Raw genomic sequence first — 20,237 nt, 5'->3', positions numbered from 1 at the left:
AAGAAGTGTCGCCTCGGGCGCCAAGGCGGGGTAGACCCTCGCCGAGAGACGCGCAAGCCTCGGCACCGCAGCCGCGCCCTCAGCAATACGCAATACGCAACACGCATGGACGCGCGCGGACGAGCAAGAAGGGGATCACGGATGGAAGCCCGTCAGGAGGCGCCCCTGGCCGCGCCTCTCAAGGCCTCTGCCGCCACGCCGCCGGCCTTTGACGCGGCGTTTCGCGACCGGCTCGACACGCTGTTCGCCTGGCGGCGCGATGTGCGCTGCTTCCGCACTGACCCGCTGGACGAGGACACGGTGCACGCGCTGCTCGCCACCGCCTGCCGCGCGCCAAGCGTCGGCTACAGCCAGCCCTGGCGGCTGGTACGGGTGCGCGCGGCCGGGCGCCGCGCCGCCATCCGCGCCCTGTTCGAGACGGCGAATGCGCAGGCGCTGGCGCAGCAGCCGGAGGAGCGGGCAAGCCTCTATGCGCGGCTGAAGCTCGCCGGGCTGGACGACGCGCCCGAACATCTCGCCATCTTCGTCGAGCCCGACCCCGCCGCCGGCCACGGCCTCGGCCGCGCCACCATGCCGGAAACCGTCGCCTATTCCGCCGTGCTCGCCATCCACACGCTGTGGCTGGCGGCGGCCGCGCGCGGCATCGGGGTCGGCTGGGTGTCGATCCTCGACCCGCAGGCGGTGGGTGCGGCGCTGGAGGTGCCGGCGCACTGGCAACTGGTCGGCTATCTCTGCCTCGGCTATCCCGCCGAAGCCTCTCCCGTGCCGGAACTGGAACGTGCGGGGTGGGAGCGGCGCCGGCCGCTGGCCGAACTTCTGGTCGAGCGCTGAAGGCGAACGCGCATGCCGCTGCCGATACTCTCCGATGTGCCCGCCGCGCTGCGCTTCCTCTCGCGCCTGCCGGTGCGCCTGCCCTCCGAGCCCCGCGAGGACGGCCCGCCGGACCTCAACCGGCTCGGCCCCGCTCTGCCGCTCGCCGGCGCGGTACTGGGGAGCATCGCCGCTATCGTGCTGCTCGTCGCCCATGCCGTCGGGCTGGGCGATTTTCTCGCCGCGACACTGGCGGTCGCCGTGCTGGTGGCGATCACCGGCGCGCTGCATGAGGACGGGCTGTCGGATGTCGCCGATGCGCTCGGCGGCTGGAGCGTCGAGCGGCGGCTGGCGATCATGAAGGACAGCCGCGTCGGCGCCTTCGGGGTGTGCGCCCTCATCCTCGCCTTCGCCCTGCGCATCGGCGCGCTGGCGGAGCTGCTGGCCGCCGGCCCGGCGGTGGCGGCGGCGGGGCTCATCGCGGCGGTCAGCGTCTCCCGCCTCGCCGGACTGTGGATGCTGGCCGCCCTCCCCTTCGCGCGAACCGACGGTCTCGCCCACAGCGCCGGGGTGCCGGGGGCGACGAGCCGGTGGCGCGCGCTCGGCGTCGGTCTCCTCATCGCCTTCGGTCCCATCGTCCACCTCATCGGCCTCATCGGCCTCGCCCTCGCCACCGCTTTCGCGGTCGTGATCTTCCTTGGCGTGGTGCGCCTTGCGCGCGCCCAATTCGGCGGACAGACCGGTGATGTCGCGGGCGCCGCGACGCTTCTGGTCGAAATCGCCTTCCTGATCGGGCTGCTCATCTTCGCGCGCTGATGCCCTGTTCGCGCCGGCGCTTAACCGGATCGACAGGAAGATGCGCCAGAGTGGAGCGTCCCCTAGCGTACCGAATCATGCCGCAAACCCGCTCCACACCTTGCGTTTCTGTCTGCACGCTGGACGCCGCCGGGCGCTTGTGCCTCGGCTGCGGCCGCACTCTGGAGGAGATCGGCGCGTGGCCGGCGCTCAGCGAAAACGAGCGGCGCGCCATCATGGCCCGCCTGTCCACCCGTCCCCGGGAGGCCGGGCGATGAATGCCGATCGGCTGATGTGGATCGTGGTCATCGGCCTCGCCTCCGGCATAGGTCTGGTGTTCTTCGCCTCGCGCTATGGAGATGTCGCCGGCTTCGGCGCTAACGACTTGGCGCAGCTTGTGTTTTACGGCGCCTTGCTGATGGTGGTCGGCGCCAGCGTCTTCGCCACTTTCACCGGAAGGCTGGGCGAGGCGCTGCGCGCCGCCATGCTGTGGCTGATCATTTTCGCTTTTCTCGCCGTGGGTTACACTTACCGTTTCGAACTCCACGCCGTCGCCTATCGCGTGCTCGCCGAACTCGCGCCCGGCTACGCGGTGCCGCTGGCGAGCGACGGGCCGGCGGTCGAGGTGGCGCGGGCACGCGACGGCGATTTCAATGTACGGGTGGAGATCAACGGCACGCGCATTCCCATGCTGGTGGACACCGGCGCGTCCAGTGTCGTGCTGACGCCCGAGGATGCGGTGGCGGTGGGGCTGCCGCTGGAATTCCTCAGCTATGACATACCCATAGACACCGCGAACGGGCGTGGCCGGGCGGCGGCGGTGGTGCTTCAGCGCATCGGCATCGCCGGCTCGATCGACGAGCGCGACGTGCCCGCCCTCGTCGCCAGCCCCGGCACGCTCAAGCACAGCCTGCTCGGCATGACCTTCCTCTCCCGCCTCGGCAGTTTCGAAATCCGCGGCGAGAAGCTGGTGATGCGGGCCAAGGCGTTGGACTGACGGAGCTTTTACTCTGTGATCAGCGCGATGACGAAGCGCAGGCCGACGATCATGAGGTAGAGGCCGAAGCCGACCTCCAACTGGCGCTTGGTGAAGCCATGCGCCAGCCGCGCGCCCAGCGGCGCCGCCAGCGTGGCGATGCCGCCGACCAGCACCAACCCCGGCAGCGAGACATAGCCGAGCGAAAATGGCGGCAGATCATCGAGATGCGGGATGCCGCTGAGGATGTAGCCGAGCGTGCCCGGCACGGCGATCAGCGCCCCGAGCCCGGCGGAGGTGGCGATGGCGGTGTGGATCGGCACCCGGTAGAGGGTCAGCACCACCGTGGCGATGCCGCCGCCGGAAATGCCGATCAGCGGCGCCGAGGCGCCGATGCCGAAGCCATAGAGCGCCATGGGAACCCGGCCCGGCAGCGTTTCCGCCAGCACCCAGTGGTCGCGGCCGAAGATCAGCTTGGACGACATGAGCGTCGCGAACAGCACAAAAGCGATCTTCAGCACCACATCCGGCGACACCGCCGCCAGCGCCGTGCCGGCAACGACGCCGGCAACCAGCGGCAGGGCCCATTGCCGCATGATGGAATTGTCGATCTTGGTGCGGCGCCGATGGGCGAAATAGGAACGCAGCGCCGTCGGCACGATGATGGCGAGCGCGGTGCCGACCGAGAGGTGCATGCGCTCGGAATCGTCGACGCCCACCGCCCCGAAGACCTCATAAAGCACCGGCACGACGATGGCGCCGCCGCCAATGCCGAACAGGCCGGCGAGAATGCCCGTCGCCAGCCCCGCCACCAGCAGCACGCCGGACAGCCACATCAGATGTTCGAAAGGAATCGCCTGCATCACGCCACCACGTCACCCCATCGGCCGTCTCGTGATGGCACGGATTCAGGCGACAAGCGACCGCCGTTCTTCGGCGCGGCGGATCTCATTGACGGCAGTTCGCAGCACATCGAGCCCCGCATCGGCCTTGACACCCTCAATGGCGAGGTGGCGGCGATAGGCGCGCGCGCCGGGACGGCCGGGGAAAAGCCCCAGCATGTGGCGGGTAATGTCGTGCAGGCGGCCGCCGGTCTCAAGATGGGCGGCGATATAGGGCTCGAACGCGGCGATAGCGGCGAACGCATCGGGATGCGGATCGTTCGCGCCGAAGAACAGGCTGTCGACCCGCAGCAGAAGCTCCGGCTGCTGATAGGCCGCGCGCCCCAGCATCACCCCGTCGACATAAGCGAGCTGCGCCTGCGCCGCCTCCAGCGTGGTGAGCCCGCCATTGAGACTGACCGGCACGCCCGGCAGGCGCGCCTTGAGCCGGTGGACACGGTCATAATCAAGCGGGGGAATGTCGCGATTCTCCTTCGGGGAGAGCCCCTGCAGCCACGCCTTGCGGGCATGGACGATGAGCCCGTCCGCCCCTGCCGCCAGCACCGCATCGGCCAGCGCGTCGAGCGCGGCTTCCGGATCCTGCTCGTCGACGCCGAGGCGGCATTTCACCGTCACCGGAATGCGTACCGCCGCCTTCATCGCCGCCACGCACGCGGCGACGAGGGCGGGATCGCGCATCAGGCAGGCGCCGAAATTGCCGCCCTGCACGCGATCGGACGGACAGCCGACATTGAGATTGATCTCGTCATAGCCCCAGTCGGCGCAGATCGTCGCCGCCTTTGCCAGAGCCTCGGGGTCCGACCCGCCAAGCTGCACCGCAACGGGGTGCTTCTGCGGCGAATAGCCGAGCAGCCGCTCGCGATCGCCGAAGATCACCGCATTCGCCGTCACCATCTCCGTGTAAAGCAGCGCGCGTGCCGAAAGCGCCCGGTGGAACGCCCGGCAGTGCCGGTCGGTCCAATCCATCATAGGGGCCACGGCAAATCTAAATGATTGATTTTTCAACATTATTTTTGTAACTTCAAGAAGTTGGGCCGCGTCGTGTGCACCCGATTTTTCGCCACGATACGCCCCATTTTCCGGTTTTTCGACGCGTGAGTGCACACGGAGCGCACACGGTTTGGCTAGCTTCACTAAACTAAAATCCGGCTGCTGGAGAGCCCAGATCCGTCGGAGCAGTACGTCAATGAAACGTTCCTGCGCCGTAGGGATGCCGAGGAATGGGCGCTCGACATGGAGCGTCGCATCGATCGCCAGGAACCCGCCGTCACGCGCAGGTCGCGCGACGCGAAGCGCTTCCGCGATCTCGTCGCGCTCCACCGCCAGGACATGGCCGAGGTGGGGATCAGGATCGGCCGTTCCAAGGACTTCTGCCTCACCGCCATCGACGAGGCGCTCGGCGCCTTGAAAATTGGCGAGCTCGACCGCGAGCGCCTCATCAAATACGGCAAGGACCGCGCGAAGGAAGGGGCTGGCCCGGTCACGGTCAGCATGGACTTCGGGTATATAAAAACCGTCCTCTCCCACGCTGCCGCAGTCCACGGCGTGACCCTCTCGACCGAACCCCTCGATCTGGCACGCATCGCCCTGAAGCGGCTTGGCCTGATCGGGAAAGGCAAGGAGCGGGATCGCCGGCCGACGCAGGATGAGCTTGACCGCATCATCACGGCGCTGGACGAGAACCCTCGGCAGAACATTCCCGTCGGAAGGATCGTGCGCTTTGCCGTGGCCACGGCGATGCGTCAGGAAGAAATCTGCCGTGTCGAATGGCGCGACTTCGATCCAAGGACGCGGATGCTGCTTATTCGGAACCGCAAGGACCCGCGCAGGAAGGACGGCAACGATCAGCGCATCCCGCTGCTCGATGTGTCGGGCTACGACGCATGCAAGATCATCGAGGAGCAAGGAGCCGCGCTGAGCCGTCGAGAAGGCCGCATCTTCCCCTACAACGGCCGCTCGGTCGGCACCGCTTTTCGTCGGCAGTGCCAGGACCTCAAGATCGAGGACCTGCATTTCCACGATCTGCGCCACGAGGGCACTAGCCGGCTGTTCGAGGCGGGCTTCGCCATCGAACAGGTGGCTCTCGTGACCGGCCACAAGGACTGGAAGATGCTGCGGCGCTATACCCACCTCAAGCCGGAGGCGTTGCATACCATCCGGGCTGCGAGAGCGGCTTAGCTTAGACCGCCGCGGCTGCGTCGCCTCTGTTGCTGGCGACGGATCAGCCGCGGGTTTGCAGAAGCACGATTCCTGAAGAGGCAGAGTTGGGCCATCAACCTCCGCTCAACCGATCCATCAACTGCCCGCGCATATCGCGATCTCCCAGTTGCTTTTCAACCACGATGAACACCCCCCTGCCACCGCTGCTCTGCTCCCAGAGCCGGCCGACAGCACGCTTCTCATTGGTGTCGTCGACGCCGCTGCCGGCCAGCAGCGCACCCTTGTATTCGATCACGGCGAGGCGCCCATCGTTCAACTGCGCCACGAAGTCGGGATAGAATCGACCGCCTGCCGTGGGCAGCCAGAAGGATTGCGGGTGCCGCGCCACATTGCGTAGCCAGAATTTCACCGATGGCAGGCTGTCGATCGCCTGAGCGCACTGGAACTCCTCGCCGTCCAGAGTGCCGTCGAAGGCCGGCAGATTGTCCGCGCCAAGGAAGTGCTTACGTGGCCTCCACTTGCCCTCGCGCTGCTTGCGCACGTCGCAATACATCCCGTCCCGGAACTCGAAGCCATCGTTGAAGGAGGCCTGAACCTTCGCCTCGGGTGCGAAGAGAAACCGCTGATAGACCTTTCCCTGTTCGGCCTGGCGTATCGCCGCGATCCGCTCGGTGAGCTTGCGGGCCAGAATGAACTTTGTGCGCATCAGCGCCGCGAGGTGAATTTTCCTCGGGCCGGTGAGATAGCCCACGCAATCGCTCAGCCATTTCAGCAGGTCGGATTGGTGAATGTCGGGCTGGCGCAACTGCCGGTCCAGCCAGAGAACCAGCCCTTGCGCGGACCAGCCCTCCACATCCACGTCGAGCGCGAGTTGCTCCGCCTCGCTGGCGAACTGGTAGCTGACATGCCGGCCGTCCACGTCGATCTCGAAGCTGCGCGCCGTCTCCCGGATGGCGAAGGCCGCCTCGTCGAGCCGGGCGGGATGCGCGGCGAGCGTCCAGTCATGGAATTCCATGAACAGGTCGGCATCGGCGAATGCGAGTTCGCCCTGCACCTCGGCGACAAGGCGCGGCAGCGTGAACCGCTCGCCCTGCTCGGCGGGCGATAGCTTATCCTTGATCTCGATCCGGTATTGGCGAACGGCCTCGGAGAAGCCGGCGCGCGCCGCTGCCGGGATCGCCGAGGTGATGGCGGCCTCGATCTCCGCCGCCACACGGCCGGTGACAGCGATCTCGACAGAACCATCCGCCGCCGGAGCGATCGAGACGGCTTCGTGCTGCGCTACGGCGGCCAGCGCCTCGGCGACCTCTACGCTCGCTTCTACCGTATGGCGGAACACCGGCGCGGGCTTCTCGCGCGGCGCGAAAAGGCCCGTCTCATCGAAATGTCCCTGCGCCGGCTCGATCACCTCCTGGGCTTCCTGTTCGTCGAAGCCCATGTCTACCAGCTTGTCGGTGAGCGCCTTGGCGGCGGCGCCGAAGGAGGCTTCCGAGACATGCGCGTAGGCGCGGTTGAGGGCATCGGCCTTGCGGCGGCGGGCGTATGGCATGCGCAGAACGCGTCCGAGCAACTGCTCTGCGTCGGTGGCGCTGCCAATATTCTGCACCGAACAGAACACATAGGCGAAGGAGCAGTCCCAGCCCTCTTTCAGCGCCTCGACGGTGATGACGTACTCGATTGGACATTTCGGGTCGAACAGGTTGATGCCGTCGAGTTCGCGTTGGTCGCCGGTCGCCACCGCGATGCGCTCGGGCGCGATCTGCTCCACCTCAATGAGGTGCGTCTTCAGCGCCTCGACCGTCACCTCGCCATTTTTCGGCTGCGCCTGGAACAGCACGATGGGCCGGATGTAATCGGCCTCGCCCCTGGCCGCTTCCTCAAGCGCGGCGCGGCTGGCAATGGCACCGTTCACCGCGTTCTGCCAGCTGTCGTGCTCGGCGAGGATGATCGGCAGCTTGATCATCTCAGCGTCCTTCAATTCCTGCGCGCTGACACTGTGCAGGATGTTGGAATTGAAGCGCGGCGTGGCGGTGAACTCGATGATGGCGCACGGGTTCACCCGCGCCTGCATCTCGCGCGAAAGACCGGTGACGGCGTTGTGCGCCTCGTCCACGATCATCAGCGGGCGATGGATGTGCAGCAAATTGGCGAAGGAGAAGCGCGGATCGCCAACCTTGTCAGTGGAGCCGTCGCGCTGCTCCAGCCCGGCCGTGGAGGCCGGCACGGTGGAGAAATGCGGCTCCATGTTCTCGTTGTGGGCGTAGACCTTGCGGCCTTCTGTGTTGCTCACCCGCAGGGTCTGGATCGTGCCGACCACAACGCACGCATTGTCGCGGATGTCGTGCGGGCGAATCATGGCGAAATCGGCGATGTCGAACACGCGCACGCGGCCCTCGAACACCGCGTCGAGCGCCTGCCGGTAAGGGTGCCGGGTGTTCTTCAGCGCCTCGACGGTTTGCAGCCGGATGGTGTTCGACGGCACCAGCCAGAGCATCAGCGGGAAATCCTTCTCGATCCACGCATCCCGCGCGACGCCGATAGCATGGGCGGCGAGGATGGTCTTGCCGCCGCCGGTGGGCAGGCGCAGGCACACATAGGGCGTGCCCGGCAGACCCGCGAGCGGCGCATAGCCGGTGCGAAAACGGCCGAGGCGCCGCGCCTGCTCGGGCTCGCGGGCAATGGTGTCATAGGCGTTGGCCGGGCCGGCCACGCGCGCCTCTTCCAGAAAGCGCCGGAGAATGGCGAGCGTGTCGGCCTGATAGGTTTTTAGCTGCATGTCGGCCACTGTCAGCGCCTCGCCTTCACGTCATAGGGCGTTTGCTTGAACGTCACCTGCTCGCGCTCCAGCACCGGGGGGCTGATGCGCGATTGCTCGCCATAGACGGTGAGCGGCCCGGCGAAGTCCGGGTCTTGCGCGGCGATGGCGGTGCGGATCAGCGCCAGCGTCGCTCGCGTCAGCACATTGCCGCCATCGGGGCGCCTGTCGCCGAGAATGCCGTTATAGAGCAGGGCGAAGGCCCGCCCGTCATGGAAGCCGAGCAGCGGCGTGCCTGATGTCGCTGTCCACGGCGTGGCAGCTTCGCTGAACCAGATATGGGCCGCGAGCACGGGGAAGCGGATATCGGCGCGGATATGCCCGTCCTCGTCGAACACCGGCGGACCGAGCCGATAGAAACGGAAGCCGCCGCCGCCCCGCCAGCCGACGCTTTGCGATATGCCGCCCGGCTCGCCGGCAATCACCTTCTCAAGCCGTGGCGCGCAATGGGTCACGGCATGGTCGCCCATCTCAATGCCGATATAGCGCCGCCCCATCTTGTGCGCGACCGCCGCCGTTGTGCCCGAGCCGAGAAAACTATCGAGCACGAGGTCGCCGGGGTTGGTGGCGATCTGCATGATCCTTTGAATTAAACGTTCGGGCTTTGGAGTACCAAAGCTCACATCGGAGCCAAAAAGCTCGTTTGCTTCCTTTTTCGACTCATCGGTATGACCGGCATCGGAATGGGGCCACCAAGTCCATGGAACCAAGCCCTCAACCTCGGAAAGAAACCGGATGACGCTCGGTTGCGAGTCGCCGCTCTTTCCCCAGTAGATCCGCCCTGCTGCCTTTAGTTTCAAAAACTCAGGCTCAATCATTGACCAGCACCGCCCCTCCGGAGGAGTAAAGATGCGGCCCGACGGGGAAACTATCTCATACATCTGATTTGGCCGATAACCTTGAGCGGTCATAGGCAAGCCGCGCCATCGATTCCTTGGATCAGTCTCTTTAGGATTGTCAGGATTTCGATAGATTTTTGCTTGATCTTCATTTAATGGAACTTTGTTCCGCTTCGATTTGAATTTTTCTGGGTCCGCCGCATAGACAGAGATGTATTCGTGCGCGTCGCCGATGGAGCCACGATTTTCTCTCGAATAGCGCTTTTGCCAGACATTATTCGCTACGAAATTCCTCCGTCCGAACACCTCATCCATGATGACTTTGAGGTAATGCCCCTCATTGTCGTCGATGGACACCCAGATCGACCCGTCTTCCGACAACAGCTCGCGCAGCAATTCCAGCCTCGGCCACATCATGGCCAGCCACTGCGTGTGTTCGAGATTGTCGTCGTAATGCTCGAAAGCCGAGCGGGTGTTGTAGGGCGGGTCGATATAGATGCACTTCACCTGGCCGGCATAGAAGGGCAGCAGCGCCTTGAGCGCATCGAGATTATCGCCCTGGATCAGCATGTTCCCCGATGTCGGATCGCCGGCGGAAAGCTCCGGCACCTCCTCCAGCAGCCGATAGGGCACGCGCTGCGCGGCGCGGACATCGTCGTCTCGGGTCAGCCAGCTTAGGATCGGCATGCGTCAGGCGTCTCTCAGTCTCGTTTCACGCGGCACTGGCGTTCCGCGCGGCTTCTCGCGCGGTGCGCGCCTTTGCGCTGTCCTGGCGCAGAGATACCCCATCCCGAACCGCCGCGCGCGCTTCTCGGGGACGCGCGGTGCATCAACCCGCTGGAACAAGCGGCCGAGGACCCCGCAGAGCCTCAGCAGGATACGCGTCGCGCATATTCGCCTCCTCGTCCCCGAATCAATCAGGCCTGCCAATCAATCTACCCGATCACCTGCCGCGCACGTTCCATCTGGAGACAGCGGTCTCCCTTTAGGGCCTGTCCTTGCTGTATCTTCAGCCGCTCGGAAGCCGGCTTGTCCAGGATAGAGAGTGAGAGATCGGACGAGATTCCGTGACGGGTTGAGGGCTGGGAGAGAGTCTTCCGGCGCCCGTCATGGAGACTGATCCCCATGAACATGCAGGTTTTGGATGTCTGTCGCGACGTCGGTGGCGGCTACAAGGTTGATGTCACGCGCGGCGAGCGGGTCGGGCGCGTGTCGTCGGAGTGGTTTTCCCGGCCGGACGACGAACGGTTTCTGTCGCTCGGCGAACTGGCCGCGATGGTACGGGGCCGGGCCGATCACAGCCGGTCGCGCCTCGTGGAGACGTCCCGCATCCATGTGGAGGCGAGCCGCTCCAATGCCGAGCGGCTGGCGCTGGTGCTGCCCGGGGCGGACGCGCCCGTCGAGCCGAACCATTGGTCCTTCGGCCAGCTCGCGGCCCAGATCGGGGCGCCGGCCGCCTATCTGCGCCAGCTTCCCGCTGCACTGGCTGGCATCAATCTCCAATTTGGGCTGACCTCGCACCGCGCCGAGCAGATCAAGACATATGAGACCGACAATGGCCGCGTCGAGCTGCGCGCCGTCACCGGGCCGGACTATGGCCGGATCTATGATCATGAGCTGGTCGAGGCGGTGCAGCGCATCGCCGGCAATGGCACCGGTGACACACGCTGGAAGGTGCCGGGCGTGCTTGACTGGCAGACGGGCGTCTACAATCCGCGTGTCGACATCACCAAGGATACGACGACGCTCTACGCATCCGACCGCGACGTGTTCCTGTTCCTGGTGGACGATCTGAACCCGATCGAGGCCGGGCGGCTGCCCGACGGCTCGCCGGACCTCTATTTCCGGGGCTTCTATTGCTGGAACTCGGAGGTGGGGGCCAAGACGCTCGGCATTGCGAGTTTCTATCTGCGTGCCGTGTGCCAGAACCGCAATCTCTGGGGCGTCGAGGACTTCCAGGAGATCACCATCCGCCACTCCAAATACGCCGCCTCGCGCTTTGCCCATGAGGCGGCGCCGGCACTCACCCGCTTCGCCAATTCTTCGCCGATGCCCTTCGTCAACGGCATCAAGGCGGCGCGGGAGAAGATCGTCGCGCGCACCGACGAGGACCGCAGCGACTTCCTGCGCAACCGGGGCTTCTCCAGGGCCGAGACGACCAAGATCATCGACACGGTGCTGGCCGAGGAAGGGCGCAAGCCCGAGAGCATCTTTGATTTCGTGCAGGGCATCACCGCGGTCGCACGCGACAAGCCCCACCAGGATGCGCGGCTAGACCTTGAGGGCCGGGCCAAGAAGCTGCTGGATCGGGCCACCTGATTTCCGGAAAGCCGGAGATGCGGACAGCCGTGTCTCCGGCTTTGCGCTTGTGCGGATCTGCGGTTCTGCGGCGTCGCCCTCCAGAGTGAGAGGGCGGCGCTGCGCTTCGTGACGGGTTGGAGGCCGAGAGAGAGGCTCCCGTTCCTCCGTGGCAAAGCCCCACCGGGGCTTTGCCTGCCCCGGTGGGGCATCCGTCGTCACCCCATCACGGAGATGCCTTCCATGGCGACCACTGTTCAGAAGATCACGCTCTCGCCCTCGCGTGACATCCCCTTCAACAAGCTCCTGCTCAGCCAGTCGAACGTCCGGCGCATCAAGGCCGGCGTCTCGATCGAGGAACTGGCCGAGGACATCGCCCGCCGTGGCCTGCTGCAGGGCCTCAGCGTTCGCCCCGTCGTCGATGGCGCCGGCGTGGAGACCGGTATGTTCGAGATCCCGGCTGGCGGGCGGCGCTATCGGGCGCTGGAGCTGCTGGTGAAGCAGAAGCGCCTCGCCAAGACCGCGCCGGTGCCCTGCGTCATCCGGGAAGGCGGTATCGCCGAGGAGGATTCCCTCGCCGAGAATATCCAGCGCGCGCCGTTGCACCCGCTCGACCAGTTCCGCGCCTTTCTGGCGCTGCGCGAGAAGGGCCAGTCGGAAGAAGAGATCGCGGCTGCCTTTTTCGTCTCCGTCGGCGTGGTGAAGCAGCGCCTCAAGCTTGCCTCGGTGTCGCCGGTGCTGCTGGAGGTTTATGCCGAGGACGGCCTGACGCTCGACCAGTTCATGGCCTTCACCGTGTCCGGAGACCATGCGCGCCAGGAACAGGTCTTCGAGCGGCTGAAGACCTCCTATGACAAGCAGCCCTATGCCATCCGCCGCATGCTGACCGAGGGTGCTGTCCGCGCCTGCGACAAGCGCGCCCAGTTCATCGGCCTCGAGGTCTATGTCGAGGCTGGCGGCATCATCCTGCGCGACCTGTTCCAGGGCGACGACGGCGGCTGGCTGCAGGATGTCGCGCTCGTCGACCGGCTGGTGGCCGAGAAGCTCAAGGCCGAGGCGGATGCCGTCGCTGCCGAGGGATGGAAGTGGGTCGAGATGGCCCCTGACTTCGCCTATGGCCACACCTATGGCCTGCGCCAGCTGCGTGGCGAGACCATCGCCCTCACCACCGAAGAGGAGGCCAGCCGCGACGCCCTGCAGGCGGAATATGATCGCCTGTCCACGGAATACGCTGAGGCGGAAGAATTGCCGGAGGAGGTCGACGCGCGGCTTGGCGAGATCGAGACGGCGATCGAAGCCTTCGAGGCGCGTCCGATCACCTTCGATCTGCAGGATGTGGCGCGGGCCGGTGCCTTCGTCAGCATCGCCCATGATGGCGCGGTGCGCATTGAGCGCGGCTATGTGCGGCCTGAGGACGAACTGCCGGTGGAGCCCGAAGTCGCTGTGGAGGACGCCGGGCCGCGCCTTGTCGCGGCGGCGGCCATGCGTACTGGCGAGGCCGTCATGGCAGATGCGCCGGCGCCCGAGCCCGAGGACGAGGAAGGGCTGTCTGCGCTCTCGGACCGGCTGATGACCGAGCTGACCTCGCATCGCACGCTCGGCCTGCGCCAGGCGTTGGGCGAGCGGCCCGATGTCGCCTTCCTCGCCGCCCTTCATGCCCTGACGCTGAAGAGCTTCTACCGCTACGGCTCGGATAGCTGCCTTGAACTCGATCTGAAGAGCGTGGCGTTCAGCGCGCAGGCGCCGGGGCTGAACGACAGCGTCTCGGCCGCGGCGATCCACGCCCGACATGAAGGCTGGGCCAAGGCCCTGCCGAAGGACTCGGCTGATCTCTGGGAGGCTCTGCACGACTGGGACAGCGACAGCCGCGCCGGCCTGTTCGCCCATGTGGTGAGCCTATCGGTGAACGCCGTCCATGAAGCCTGGAACCGGCGCCCGCGCGCGCTGCACCATGCCGATCAGCTCGCGTGCGCGGTCGAGCTCGACATGGCGGCTGCCGGGTGGAAGCCGACCGTGGACAATTTCCTCGGGCGCGTGACCAAGGCCCGCATTCTGCAGGCGGTGAGCGAGGCCAAGGGGCCGCGTGCGGCAGAGCGCATCGCGCACCTGAAGAAAGGCGACATGGCCCGCGAGGCCGAAACGCTGCTGGCTGATACCGGCTGGCTCCCGGAACCGCTGCGCGGCTCTGAACCCGCCGTTGGCGGAGAAACGGCGGCTCAGGACAGCACAACGGCCATGGGCGAAGACGGGAGCCTTGAGGATACTGAGGACACCACGGACATCCCCCCTGCCGTAGCGGCGGAGTAACCCTCAACACGATCTCGGCCCGCCGGCTCTGTCGGCGGGCCTTTGTTTTGAAAAGCTCGCCATGTCCGGGATTGCTCACGATCTGTCGCGGCGGCTCGCCAATCAAGCCGAGGCGGTCTGCCGACACTATCTTTCCAATGGTCGCCGGGAGGGTCGTTACTGGCTCGTCGGCGATATCAGAAACACACCCGGTCGCTCGCTCTTCGTCCGGCTCCAGGCATCCGCGAAGGGGCCGGCGGGCAAATGGACCGATGCCGCCACCGGCGAACATGGCGATCTTCTCGATGTCATCCGCGGATCGCTGGGCCTCACTGATTTCATCGACATTGCTGCCGAAGCACGAACGTTTCTCAGCCTGCCGGATCCCAAACCGGAACCCGCAGCACCACCTAGCCGTGTCCGGCCGGCTCCATCGGGGGCGGTCGAAGCGGCACGCCGGTTGTTCGCCATGTCGCAGCCCATCGCCGGGACCATCGCAGAGACGTATTTGCGCCGACGCGGCATTACGCTTTTGCACGGAACCGGAAACCTGCGCTTTCATCCACGCTGCTACTACAAGCCTGACGACGGCCCGTCAGAGACCTGGCCCGCGATGATCACCGCCGTCACCGATCTCACCGGCAGGATCACCGGCGCACACCGCACCTGGCTCGCCCCCGACGGTTCGGACAAGGCTCCGGTCGCCACGCCGCGCAAGGCGATGGGTAATCTGCTTGGGTCTACCGTTCGCATCGGCGTGCCCGACAGCGTGATGGCGGCAGGTGAAGGCATCGAGACCATGCTGTCTCTCCGGCAGGTCCTGCCCGATATGGCGATGGCACCGGCACTTTCGGCCGCGCATCTGGCCGCCATCCTGTTCCCACTGAGGCTGCGGCGGCTTTACATCATCCGCGACAACGATCCTGCCGGTGACGCCGCCCGGGACACGTTGATCGAACGGGCGAACGCCGAGGGCATCGAGGCCATCCCATTGTCGCCAGCGCTCGGGGACTTCAACGAGGATCTCCAGCGGCTCGGTATGGATGCACTTCGGACGGGTGTTCGGGTGCAACTCGCCCCGGGGGACGTGGCGCGCTTTCTGTGCCTGCCCCCATAGCCGGAGCGGGCTGAACCGCGATCCTTGGCTGCCATACCCGCAAGGATGCGTCAGTGACGGCAAGAGGACCGCGCCTTGCGCCTTCGAGAGGGCGATCGGCCGTCAGCCGGGCCGGATCGGCAATGGCTGCCGCCGACGATTTTCCGGCGCGGCCTTAGGGCCGCTTTCCATCGCGAAGCAAAATCGCCGGCTTCTCGCCATCCTCCGCTGCCGCTGCGGCCCTCTCGCTTCGCTCCGGGTGCAGTTCCGTCCCGCCCGACGGCTTCGTCGCCATGAAGGCCGCGAAGGTCGCGGTCCAAACCATTGGGGCATCCCATGAGCGCGCATGACGACCACGAGCCGCAGCACGTGTCATCCCCGACCGACCATCTGATCCAGGAATTGCAGCTCCACGGTTACCGTCCTTCCGAGGACGAACGCGACCAGCGCCCGCCACCTCAGGACCGCCTCATCGAAGGCGCCATCGCCGATATCTTCGACGCCCTGGTCGCCACGATCACCGACACCAGTCTCGATGCTGAGCTTCCCGATCTCCTCTGGTCGACCGTCAACATGTTCCACCGCGCCGTGGACCGGATCGAGCAGAAGCTTGACGACAACGAGCAGGCCCAGAAACAGCTTCAGCGTGAACAGGACGGCTCCGAGGTGAAGTCCCTAGAGCTCGAGCGCCTGATCGACATCGGCATGAACCTGATCGGCCGGCGCGACGGCATGGAAACCTTCCGCGAGGCCGCCGCCGACCGCTACCGTATCGCCACCGGCTCGCCTTGGACGCCACGGGCCGGATCACGGGTCAACCATCGCCACCTCACTGCGGCGCTGATCGACAGCCGGGATTTCCTCGCCGCCCGGCGGCGCGCGGATAGCGAGGTGCTCGTGCCCGCCGGGCCGAAGATCGCCTTCTCGGGTGGCGACACCGCTGATCACCGGCAGATCTGGGCCAAGCTCGATCAAATCCACGGCAAGCACCCGGACATGGTGCTGGTGCATGGTGGCTCGCCCAAGGGCGCCGAAAAGATCGCGTCCCTCTGGGCCGACAGCCGCAAGGTGCCGCAGGTGGCCTTCAAGCCCGACTGGACGAAGCACGCGAAGGCCGCTCCCTTCAAGCGCAACGACCAGATACTGAACGTCGTGCCGATCGGGGTCGTGATTTTCCCCGGCACAGGCATTCAGGACAATCTGGCCGACAAAGCCCGCAAGATGGGCATTCCGGTCTATCGCTTCGGCTCCGGCGGCGCATAAGTGAGGTGGTCCCCGAAATCCGGACAGGGAGTTAAGCTTGGTTCGGCCTGACGGAAGGACGAGCCCGATGACCGGGAAGAGGAAGCGATATTCATCGGATTTCAAGGCGAAGGTGGCCCTGGAGGCACTGCGCGGGGAACAGACGGTGGCCCAGTTGGCGGCGAAGCATGGTCTCCACCAGACCATGATCAACGCTTGGAAGAAGCAGGCCATCGAGGGGATGGCCGCAGTGTTCTCCGGCAAGGCGGAAGCGGCCGACGCCGCCCGCGAGAGCGAGATCGACCAGCTCCATGCCAAGATCGGCCAACTGGTGGTGGAACGGGATTTTTTGCGTCGGGCCTCCGGGCGATGAGCGTGGGGGCAAAACGCGACATGATCGAACCGGATCACCCCCGACTACCGATCACGCGCCAGTGCGCCCTGGTCGGCATCAGCCGGTCGGCTTTCTACGGCGGGCCGCGGATCGAAAGCCCCGAGACTCTTGCCATTATGCGGGCGATCGACGGCCAGTTTCTCGAGACGCCGTGGTACGGCTCGCGGCAAATGGTGCGCCATCTGCGCCGGCAGGGGCACGAGGTTGGGCGCAAGCGTGTGCGGCGCCTCATGGCCCGCATGGGGCTGGCCACCATCTACCAGCGGCCGAAGACCACGGTGCGCCACCCGCAGCACCGCATCTTCCCCTATCTCTTGCGCACCATGGCGATCGAGGAGCCCGACCAGGTCTGGTGCGCCGACATCACTTACATCCCGATGCGGCGCGGATTCCTGTATCTGGTCGCCATCATGGACTGGCACAGCCGCAGGGTTCTCTCCTGGCGGCTCTCCAACACCATGGAGGCCGACTTCTGCATCGAGGCACTGGAGGAGGCCTTGTCCCGGTTCGGGCGGCCGAGCATCTTCAACACCGACCAGGGAAGCCAGTTCACCAGCCCGCGCTTCGCAAAGGTGCTGCTGGACGCTGGCGTGCGGATCTCCATGGATGGCCGCGGCCGGTGGATGGACAACGTGTTCATCGAGCGCCTCTGGCGGTCCCTGAAATACGAGTGCATCTACCTCAACGCCTTCGAGACCGGGTCCGAGGCCCGCGCCGGGATCGGCCGATGGATCACCTACTACAACCGCACGAGGCCCCACTCGGCTCTCGGCGGCAGAACGCCGGAGGAGGTCCACATGGCCTGCGACGGCATCAACAAGGCGGCGTGACACACACCAGAACCAAGCTTAGCGAAGCCGCCAAAATGTCCGGCGAATGGGGACCACCTCAAAGCGCCGCAACTCTGCATCTTGAAAGTGATAGCAATTCCTCTATTTTGCTATCAATGCAATCAATTTTACTGGAGGCGCCATCATGCCCGCAGTGACGATCCGTAACCTCTCCGAGGCGACGCACCGAGCCCTCAAGATCCGCGCGGCCCAGCACGGCCGCAGCACCGAAGCCGAGATGCGCGACATCCTTGAGACCGCCGTTCGCCCTGACACGCGCCTCCGGCTCGGCACAGCGCTCTCGGAGCGCAGCCGCCGCCTCGGCTTGACCAATGAGGACATCGACGCGCTCAGCCCGGCGCGCGACCGGACGCCCGCCGAGCCCATGAGCTTCGAATGATCCTTCTCGACACCAACGTCATATCGGAGGCGATGAAGCCCACGCCCGACGACACCGTGCGGGCATGGCTCGACGAGCAGGCGGCCGAGACGCTCTATCTCTCCAGCGTCACGATTGCCGAACTGGTGTATGACATCGGTGCGCTGCCCGCCGGTAAGCGCAAAGACCGGCTCACCGAGGCCCTGGAAGGGGTGATGGAGCTGTTCGCCGATCGCGTTCTGCCGTTCGATATCGCTGCCGCACGACGCTATGCCGACCTTGCCGTGAAAGCCCGCGCGGCTGGCAAGGGCTTTCCGACGCCCGACGGCTATATCGCCGCAATCGCAGCCTCCCGGGGCTTCGCTGTGGCCACGCGCGATACCAGCGCGTTCGACGCCGCCGGTGTGGCAGTCATCGATCCGTGGAACGTGGAACGCTGACGGCTTCGCACAGGCAGCATGTGTTGCACCTCGCAGCCGGGCGGAAGCGACCTGTGCAGCAACCCGCTATCACGGTCTACTGACCGGACGACCATCCCCGCTTCACGACGCTGATCCTTTGGTCCAGCCGATGGCCTGACGCCATCAACCCATGAAGGGTCGGACTACGCTACGCGTGCCGCCGCTCCGGCTGTGCCTCACGCGGTGATTGCGGCCAACGGCCGGCCTCCTCGGGCGCCTGTCAGCGGGGGATGGACCTCCGCTCGCGCAGGAGTCAGGTCGATGTCCGTCCAGATCGCTCACGCCTTCGCCTTCAGCCTCGCCACCACCCTGATGGCCACCGTCGTCATCTTCCGCGCCGGCGACGGAACGCTCTCCGTCATTCCTGCTGCCGAGTATGACGGCGACGAAGCCGCCATCGTCCGGGAGATCGACCCCTTCGCCTCCTGAGAGGCGAACCGGCGGCCATGAATGGTGGCCGCCGCCAATTCTGCTCATCGGGCGGGTGCGTCGGAGTCGGTGGCGACACATTCCTCCGATCTTACGGAGCCGTCCCCATGATCTTCATCGGCATTCTTCTCGGCATCGCGACGATCGCATTCCTCTGCTGGCAACTCTTCGCGCTTGCGGTGTTCGCGTTGCCGCTGTTTGCGGGCATCACGGCGGGCACATGGGCCTATGGCACCGGCGGCGGATGGCTCGGCGTACTTGTTGTCGGCCTTGCCGCCGCTGGCCTGACTTACGGCCTCGGCCAGTTCCTGTTCGCGATCGTCAGCCCGATCTGGGCGCGCCTGATGATCGCGGCCGCATTCGTCGTCCCGGCCGCTGCGGCAGGCTTCCACGCCACCCATGGCATCGTTAAGCACACCATGCCCTCCCATACGTGGCAGATGGTGTTTTCGATCCTCGGAGCCGGCGTGGTCGGCATCGTCGCCTTCGTGCGCATCACCGGAAGGAAGGCATTGCGCCCTTCTGGCGGACACAGCTCCGCCCACTGACACCGCAACATCCGCTCGGCGCACCAGAAGGCGAATGACATTACGTCCGCGTCAAAGGGCTGGGCCGGGAGGGAGCGGAAGCCCAAATGGTCCGTTTCGCCATGCTGTACGGCAGAGTTAGCGTGCGCGGCAAACGGCGGCCGTGTCGCTGTTGAAAGGCCCCTCGGAGTGGAGCATTCGAGGCGTTGGCGGGCCAGGGAAACGGCAGTTTGGCCAAGCTCAGGGTATCGTCCGCCGATGCTCGCCGGCGCGTCTCTATGTCCGGCGCCAGGCCAAACCATCTCCCTCATCCATCAGCCATTGCCCGCTCCAGACGGCCTCTTCAATGGCCTGATCTGGCCGAAGGTCGGCTGCGCCTCGAGCGCCTATGCCACAACGGCTGGTCCCGACTTTCTTCCCCTGCCGACGCCCACCCCGCGCGCTGCGCGGGGCCCCGGATCGCCGTCATTCCTCGCGGAGCAACAAAGTCGCGCCTGCGCCGTCCTCCGCTGCGCTGCGGTCGCAATCCTCACCCCATCGCGCGAGCGCGACGGGGACCCCGAGGCGATGCGGCGCCGCTCGCCTTCGGCCTTTCGATCGCCATCGAGGCCGCAATGGCGCGGGCTCAGAAGACAGGACGGAGACGGAACATGGCCACCATCGGCACCTTCAAGAAGACCGGCACCAACGAGTTCACCGGCGACATCGTGACCCTCGGCGTGCAGGCCCGGGGCGTGCGCATCATCCCCGACACCCGCGCCACCGGCGAGAACGCCCCCAGCCATCGGGTCCTGGTCGGCCGCGCCGAGATCGGGGCCGCCTGGTCCAAGCGCTCCACCGAGGGCCGCGACTATCTGGGCCTCAAGCTCGACGATCCGAGCTTCAACGCCCCCATCTACGCCAACCTCTTCGATGACGAGGACGGAGAGACCTTCTCCCTTATCTGGTCTCGCCCCAACGGGCGCCGCAGCGACTAAGACCTCGCCTGGATAAGGGCC

General features: G+C 65.9%; 19 protein-coding genes. 15 read left to right on the top strand and 4 right to left on the bottom strand.

All coding sequences use genetic code 11. From position 1 onward, the window contains the following. Positions 1–141: 141 nt before the first annotated feature. From bluB to AAC979_RS03575, 4 genes are read left to right on the top strand one after another with little or no spacing between them, the layout of a single operon-like run. Positions 142–831, top strand: coding sequence for a 5,6-dimethylbenzimidazole synthase (gene bluB / locus AAC979_RS03590; RefSeq protein ID WP_371345447.1), 690 nt, complete (start codon positions 142–144; stop codon positions 829–831). A gap of 12 nt (positions 832–843) precedes the next feature. Continuing rightward, positions 844–1,626, top strand: coding sequence for an adenosylcobinamide-GDP ribazoletransferase (cobS, locus tag AAC979_RS03585; protein ID WP_371345446.1), 783 nt, complete (start codon positions 844–846; stop codon positions 1,624–1,626). Continuing rightward, positions 1,626–1,883 carry a DUF1289 domain-containing protein gene (locus tag AAC979_RS03580; protein ID WP_371345445.1) on the top strand — a complete coding sequence of 86 codons (258 nt, stop codon included), beginning with the start codon at positions 1,626–1,628 and terminating at the stop codon, positions 1,881–1,883. The genes cobS and AAC979_RS03580 overlap by 1 nt, the downstream gene beginning before the upstream one ends. Beyond that, the gene (locus tag AAC979_RS03575; RefSeq protein ID WP_371345444.1) at positions 1,880–2,602 is read left to right on the top strand and encodes a TIGR02281 family clan AA aspartic protease; all 723 of its coding nucleotides are present in this window, start codon (positions 1,880–1,882) and stop codon (positions 2,600–2,602) included. The genes AAC979_RS03580 and AAC979_RS03575 overlap by 4 nt, the downstream gene beginning before the upstream one ends. 8 nt (positions 2,603–2,610) lie before the next feature. Here AAC979_RS03575 and AAC979_RS03570 read toward each other — a convergent pair whose 3' ends face one another. Next, positions 2,611–3,444, bottom strand: coding sequence for a sulfite exporter TauE/SafE family protein (locus AAC979_RS03570; protein WP_371345443.1), 834 nt, complete (start codon positions 3,442–3,444; stop codon positions 2,611–2,613). Between the two features lie 45 nt (positions 3,445–3,489). Continuing rightward, entirely contained in the window at positions 3,490–4,491 is a 1,002-nt protein-coding gene (dusA, locus tag AAC979_RS03565) for a tRNA dihydrouridine(20/20a) synthase DusA (protein WP_371345442.1), read from the bottom strand. Between the two features lie 225 nt (positions 4,492–4,716). On the opposite strand from dusA, the gene AAC979_RS03560 reads away from it, so the two are divergent. Continuing rightward, positions 4,717–5,661: a site-specific integrase gene (locus tag AAC979_RS03560; protein ID WP_371345441.1), complete on the top strand. Its 945-nt coding sequence runs from the start codon at positions 4,717–4,719 to the stop codon at positions 5,659–5,661. A gap of 94 nt (positions 5,662–5,755) precedes the next feature. Here the strand turns inward: AAC979_RS03560 and AAC979_RS03555 are convergent, their stop codons facing one another. Next, positions 5,756–8,419, bottom strand: a complete 2,664-nt coding sequence (locus tag AAC979_RS03555; RefSeq protein WP_371348990.1) for a DEAD/DEAH box helicase — start codon at positions 8,417–8,419, stop codon at positions 5,756–5,758. A gap of 11 nt (positions 8,420–8,430) precedes the next feature. Next, on the bottom strand, positions 8,431–9,984 hold the full coding sequence (locus AAC979_RS03550) for a site-specific DNA-methyltransferase (protein WP_371345440.1): 1,554 nt from the start codon (positions 9,982–9,984) through the stop codon (positions 8,431–8,433). A gap of 438 nt (positions 9,985–10,422) precedes the next feature. Between AAC979_RS03550 and AAC979_RS03545 the strand changes: the two genes are divergently transcribed. The 10 genes from AAC979_RS03545 (at position 10,423) to AAC979_RS03500 (ending at position 20,216) form a co-directional block, all read left to right on the top strand. Then, positions 10,423–11,616, top strand: a complete 1,194-nt coding sequence (locus tag AAC979_RS03545) for a DUF932 domain-containing protein (RefSeq protein WP_371345439.1) — start codon at positions 10,423–10,425, stop codon at positions 11,614–11,616. A 222-nt stretch (positions 11,617–11,838) separates the two neighbouring features. Continuing rightward, positions 11,839–13,902, top strand: coding sequence for a ParB/RepB/Spo0J family partition protein (locus AAC979_RS03540; RefSeq protein ID WP_371345438.1), 2,064 nt, complete (start codon positions 11,839–11,841; stop codon positions 13,900–13,902). Between the two features lie 61 nt (positions 13,903–13,963). Next, positions 13,964–14,998, top strand: coding sequence for a toprim domain-containing protein (locus AAC979_RS03535; RefSeq protein ID WP_371345437.1), 1,035 nt, complete (start codon positions 13,964–13,966; stop codon positions 14,996–14,998). Positions 14,999–15,313: 315 nt separating this feature from the next. After that, positions 15,314–16,240, top strand: a complete 927-nt coding sequence (locus AAC979_RS03530) for a DUF2493 domain-containing protein (RefSeq protein ID WP_371345436.1) — start codon at positions 15,314–15,316, stop codon at positions 16,238–16,240. Between the two features lie 67 nt (positions 16,241–16,307). Then, positions 16,308–17,443 (top strand): IS3 family transposase gene (locus AAC979_RS03525; RefSeq protein WP_371345425.1). Its coding sequence is split into 2 segments (ribosomal slippage): positions 16,308–16,563 and positions 16,563–17,443, totalling 1,137 coding nucleotides; the frame shifts between segments, so codons are not numbered across the junction. 145 nt (positions 17,444–17,588) lie between these two features. Then, positions 17,589–17,843, top strand: a complete 255-nt coding sequence (locus AAC979_RS03520) for a plasmid stabilization protein (protein ID WP_371345435.1) — start codon at positions 17,589–17,591, stop codon at positions 17,841–17,843. Beyond that, on the top strand, positions 17,840–18,262 hold the full coding sequence (locus AAC979_RS03515) for a type II toxin-antitoxin system VapC family toxin (protein WP_371345434.1): 423 nt from the start codon (positions 17,840–17,842) through the stop codon (positions 18,260–18,262). The genes AAC979_RS03520 and AAC979_RS03515 overlap by 4 nt, the downstream gene beginning before the upstream one ends. A gap of 282 nt (positions 18,263–18,544) precedes the next feature. After that, a complete protein-coding gene (locus AAC979_RS03510) occupies positions 18,545–18,712 on the top strand; it encodes a hypothetical protein (protein ID WP_371345433.1) in 168 nt (55 codons plus the stop codon). Positions 18,713–18,819: 107 nt separating this feature from the next. Beyond that, positions 18,820–19,260 (top strand): hypothetical protein, encoded by a 441-nt coding sequence (locus tag AAC979_RS03505; protein ID WP_371345432.1) that lies wholly within the window; start codon positions 18,820–18,822, stop codon positions 19,258–19,260. Between the two features lie 629 nt (positions 19,261–19,889). Next, entirely contained in the window at positions 19,890–20,216 is a 327-nt protein-coding gene (locus tag AAC979_RS03500; RefSeq protein WP_371345431.1) for a DUF736 domain-containing protein, read from the top strand. Positions 20,217–20,237 lie beyond the last annotated feature (21 nt).

Source organism: Ancylobacter sp. IITR112 (genome assembly GCF_041415945.1).
In the GTDB taxonomy this organism is placed as follows: Bacteria; Pseudomonadota; Alphaproteobacteria; order Rhizobiales; family Xanthobacteraceae; genus Ancylobacter.
This window is presented reverse-complemented; position numbering and strand designations above follow the sequence as displayed.

Excerpts from the sequence above, each read along its gene's own strand:
- bluB (WP_371345447.1), top strand. The coding sequence starts at position 142 with ATGGAAGCCCGTCAGGAGGCGCCCCTGGCCGCGCCTCTCAAGGCCTCT.
- cobS (WP_371345446.1), top strand. The coding sequence starts at position 844 with ATGCCGCTGCCGATACTCTCCGATGTGCCCGCCGCGCTGCGCTTCCTC.
- AAC979_RS03580 (WP_371345445.1), top strand. The coding sequence starts at position 1,626 with ATGCCCTGTTCGCGCCGGCGCTTAACCGGATCGACAGGAAGATGCGCC.
- AAC979_RS03575 (WP_371345444.1), top strand. The coding sequence starts at position 1,880 with ATGAATGCCGATCGGCTGATGTGGATCGTGGTCATCGGCCTCGCCTCC.
- AAC979_RS03570 (WP_371345443.1), bottom strand. The coding sequence starts at position 3,444 with ATGCAGGCGATTCCTTTCGAACATCTGATGTGGCTGTCCGGCGTGCTG.
- dusA (WP_371345442.1), bottom strand. The coding sequence starts at position 4,491 with ATGTTGAAAAATCAATCATTTAGATTTGCCGTGGCCCCTATGATGGAT.
- AAC979_RS03560 (WP_371345441.1), top strand. The coding sequence starts at position 4,717 with ATGGAGCGTCGCATCGATCGCCAGGAACCCGCCGTCACGCGCAGGTCG.
- AAC979_RS03555 (WP_371348990.1), bottom strand. The coding sequence starts at position 8,419 with ATGCAGCTAAAAACCTATCAGGCCGACACGCTCGCCATTCTCCGGCGC.
- AAC979_RS03550 (WP_371345440.1), bottom strand. The coding sequence starts at position 9,984 with ATGCCGATCCTAAGCTGGCTGACCCGAGACGACGATGTCCGCGCCGCG.
- AAC979_RS03545 (WP_371345439.1), top strand. The coding sequence starts at position 10,423 with ATGAACATGCAGGTTTTGGATGTCTGTCGCGACGTCGGTGGCGGCTAC.
- AAC979_RS03540 (WP_371345438.1), top strand. The coding sequence starts at position 11,839 with ATGGCGACCACTGTTCAGAAGATCACGCTCTCGCCCTCGCGTGACATC.
- AAC979_RS03535 (WP_371345437.1), top strand. The coding sequence starts at position 13,964 with ATGTCCGGGATTGCTCACGATCTGTCGCGGCGGCTCGCCAATCAAGCC.
- AAC979_RS03530 (WP_371345436.1), top strand. The coding sequence starts at position 15,314 with ATGAGCGCGCATGACGACCACGAGCCGCAGCACGTGTCATCCCCGACC.
- AAC979_RS03520 (WP_371345435.1), top strand. The coding sequence starts at position 17,589 with ATGCCCGCAGTGACGATCCGTAACCTCTCCGAGGCGACGCACCGAGCC.
- AAC979_RS03515 (WP_371345434.1), top strand. The coding sequence starts at position 17,840 with ATGATCCTTCTCGACACCAACGTCATATCGGAGGCGATGAAGCCCACG.
- AAC979_RS03510 (WP_371345433.1), top strand. The coding sequence starts at position 18,545 with ATGTCCGTCCAGATCGCTCACGCCTTCGCCTTCAGCCTCGCCACCACC.
- AAC979_RS03505 (WP_371345432.1), top strand. The coding sequence starts at position 18,820 with ATGATCTTCATCGGCATTCTTCTCGGCATCGCGACGATCGCATTCCTC.
- AAC979_RS03500 (WP_371345431.1), top strand. The coding sequence starts at position 19,890 with ATGGCCACCATCGGCACCTTCAAGAAGACCGGCACCAACGAGTTCACC.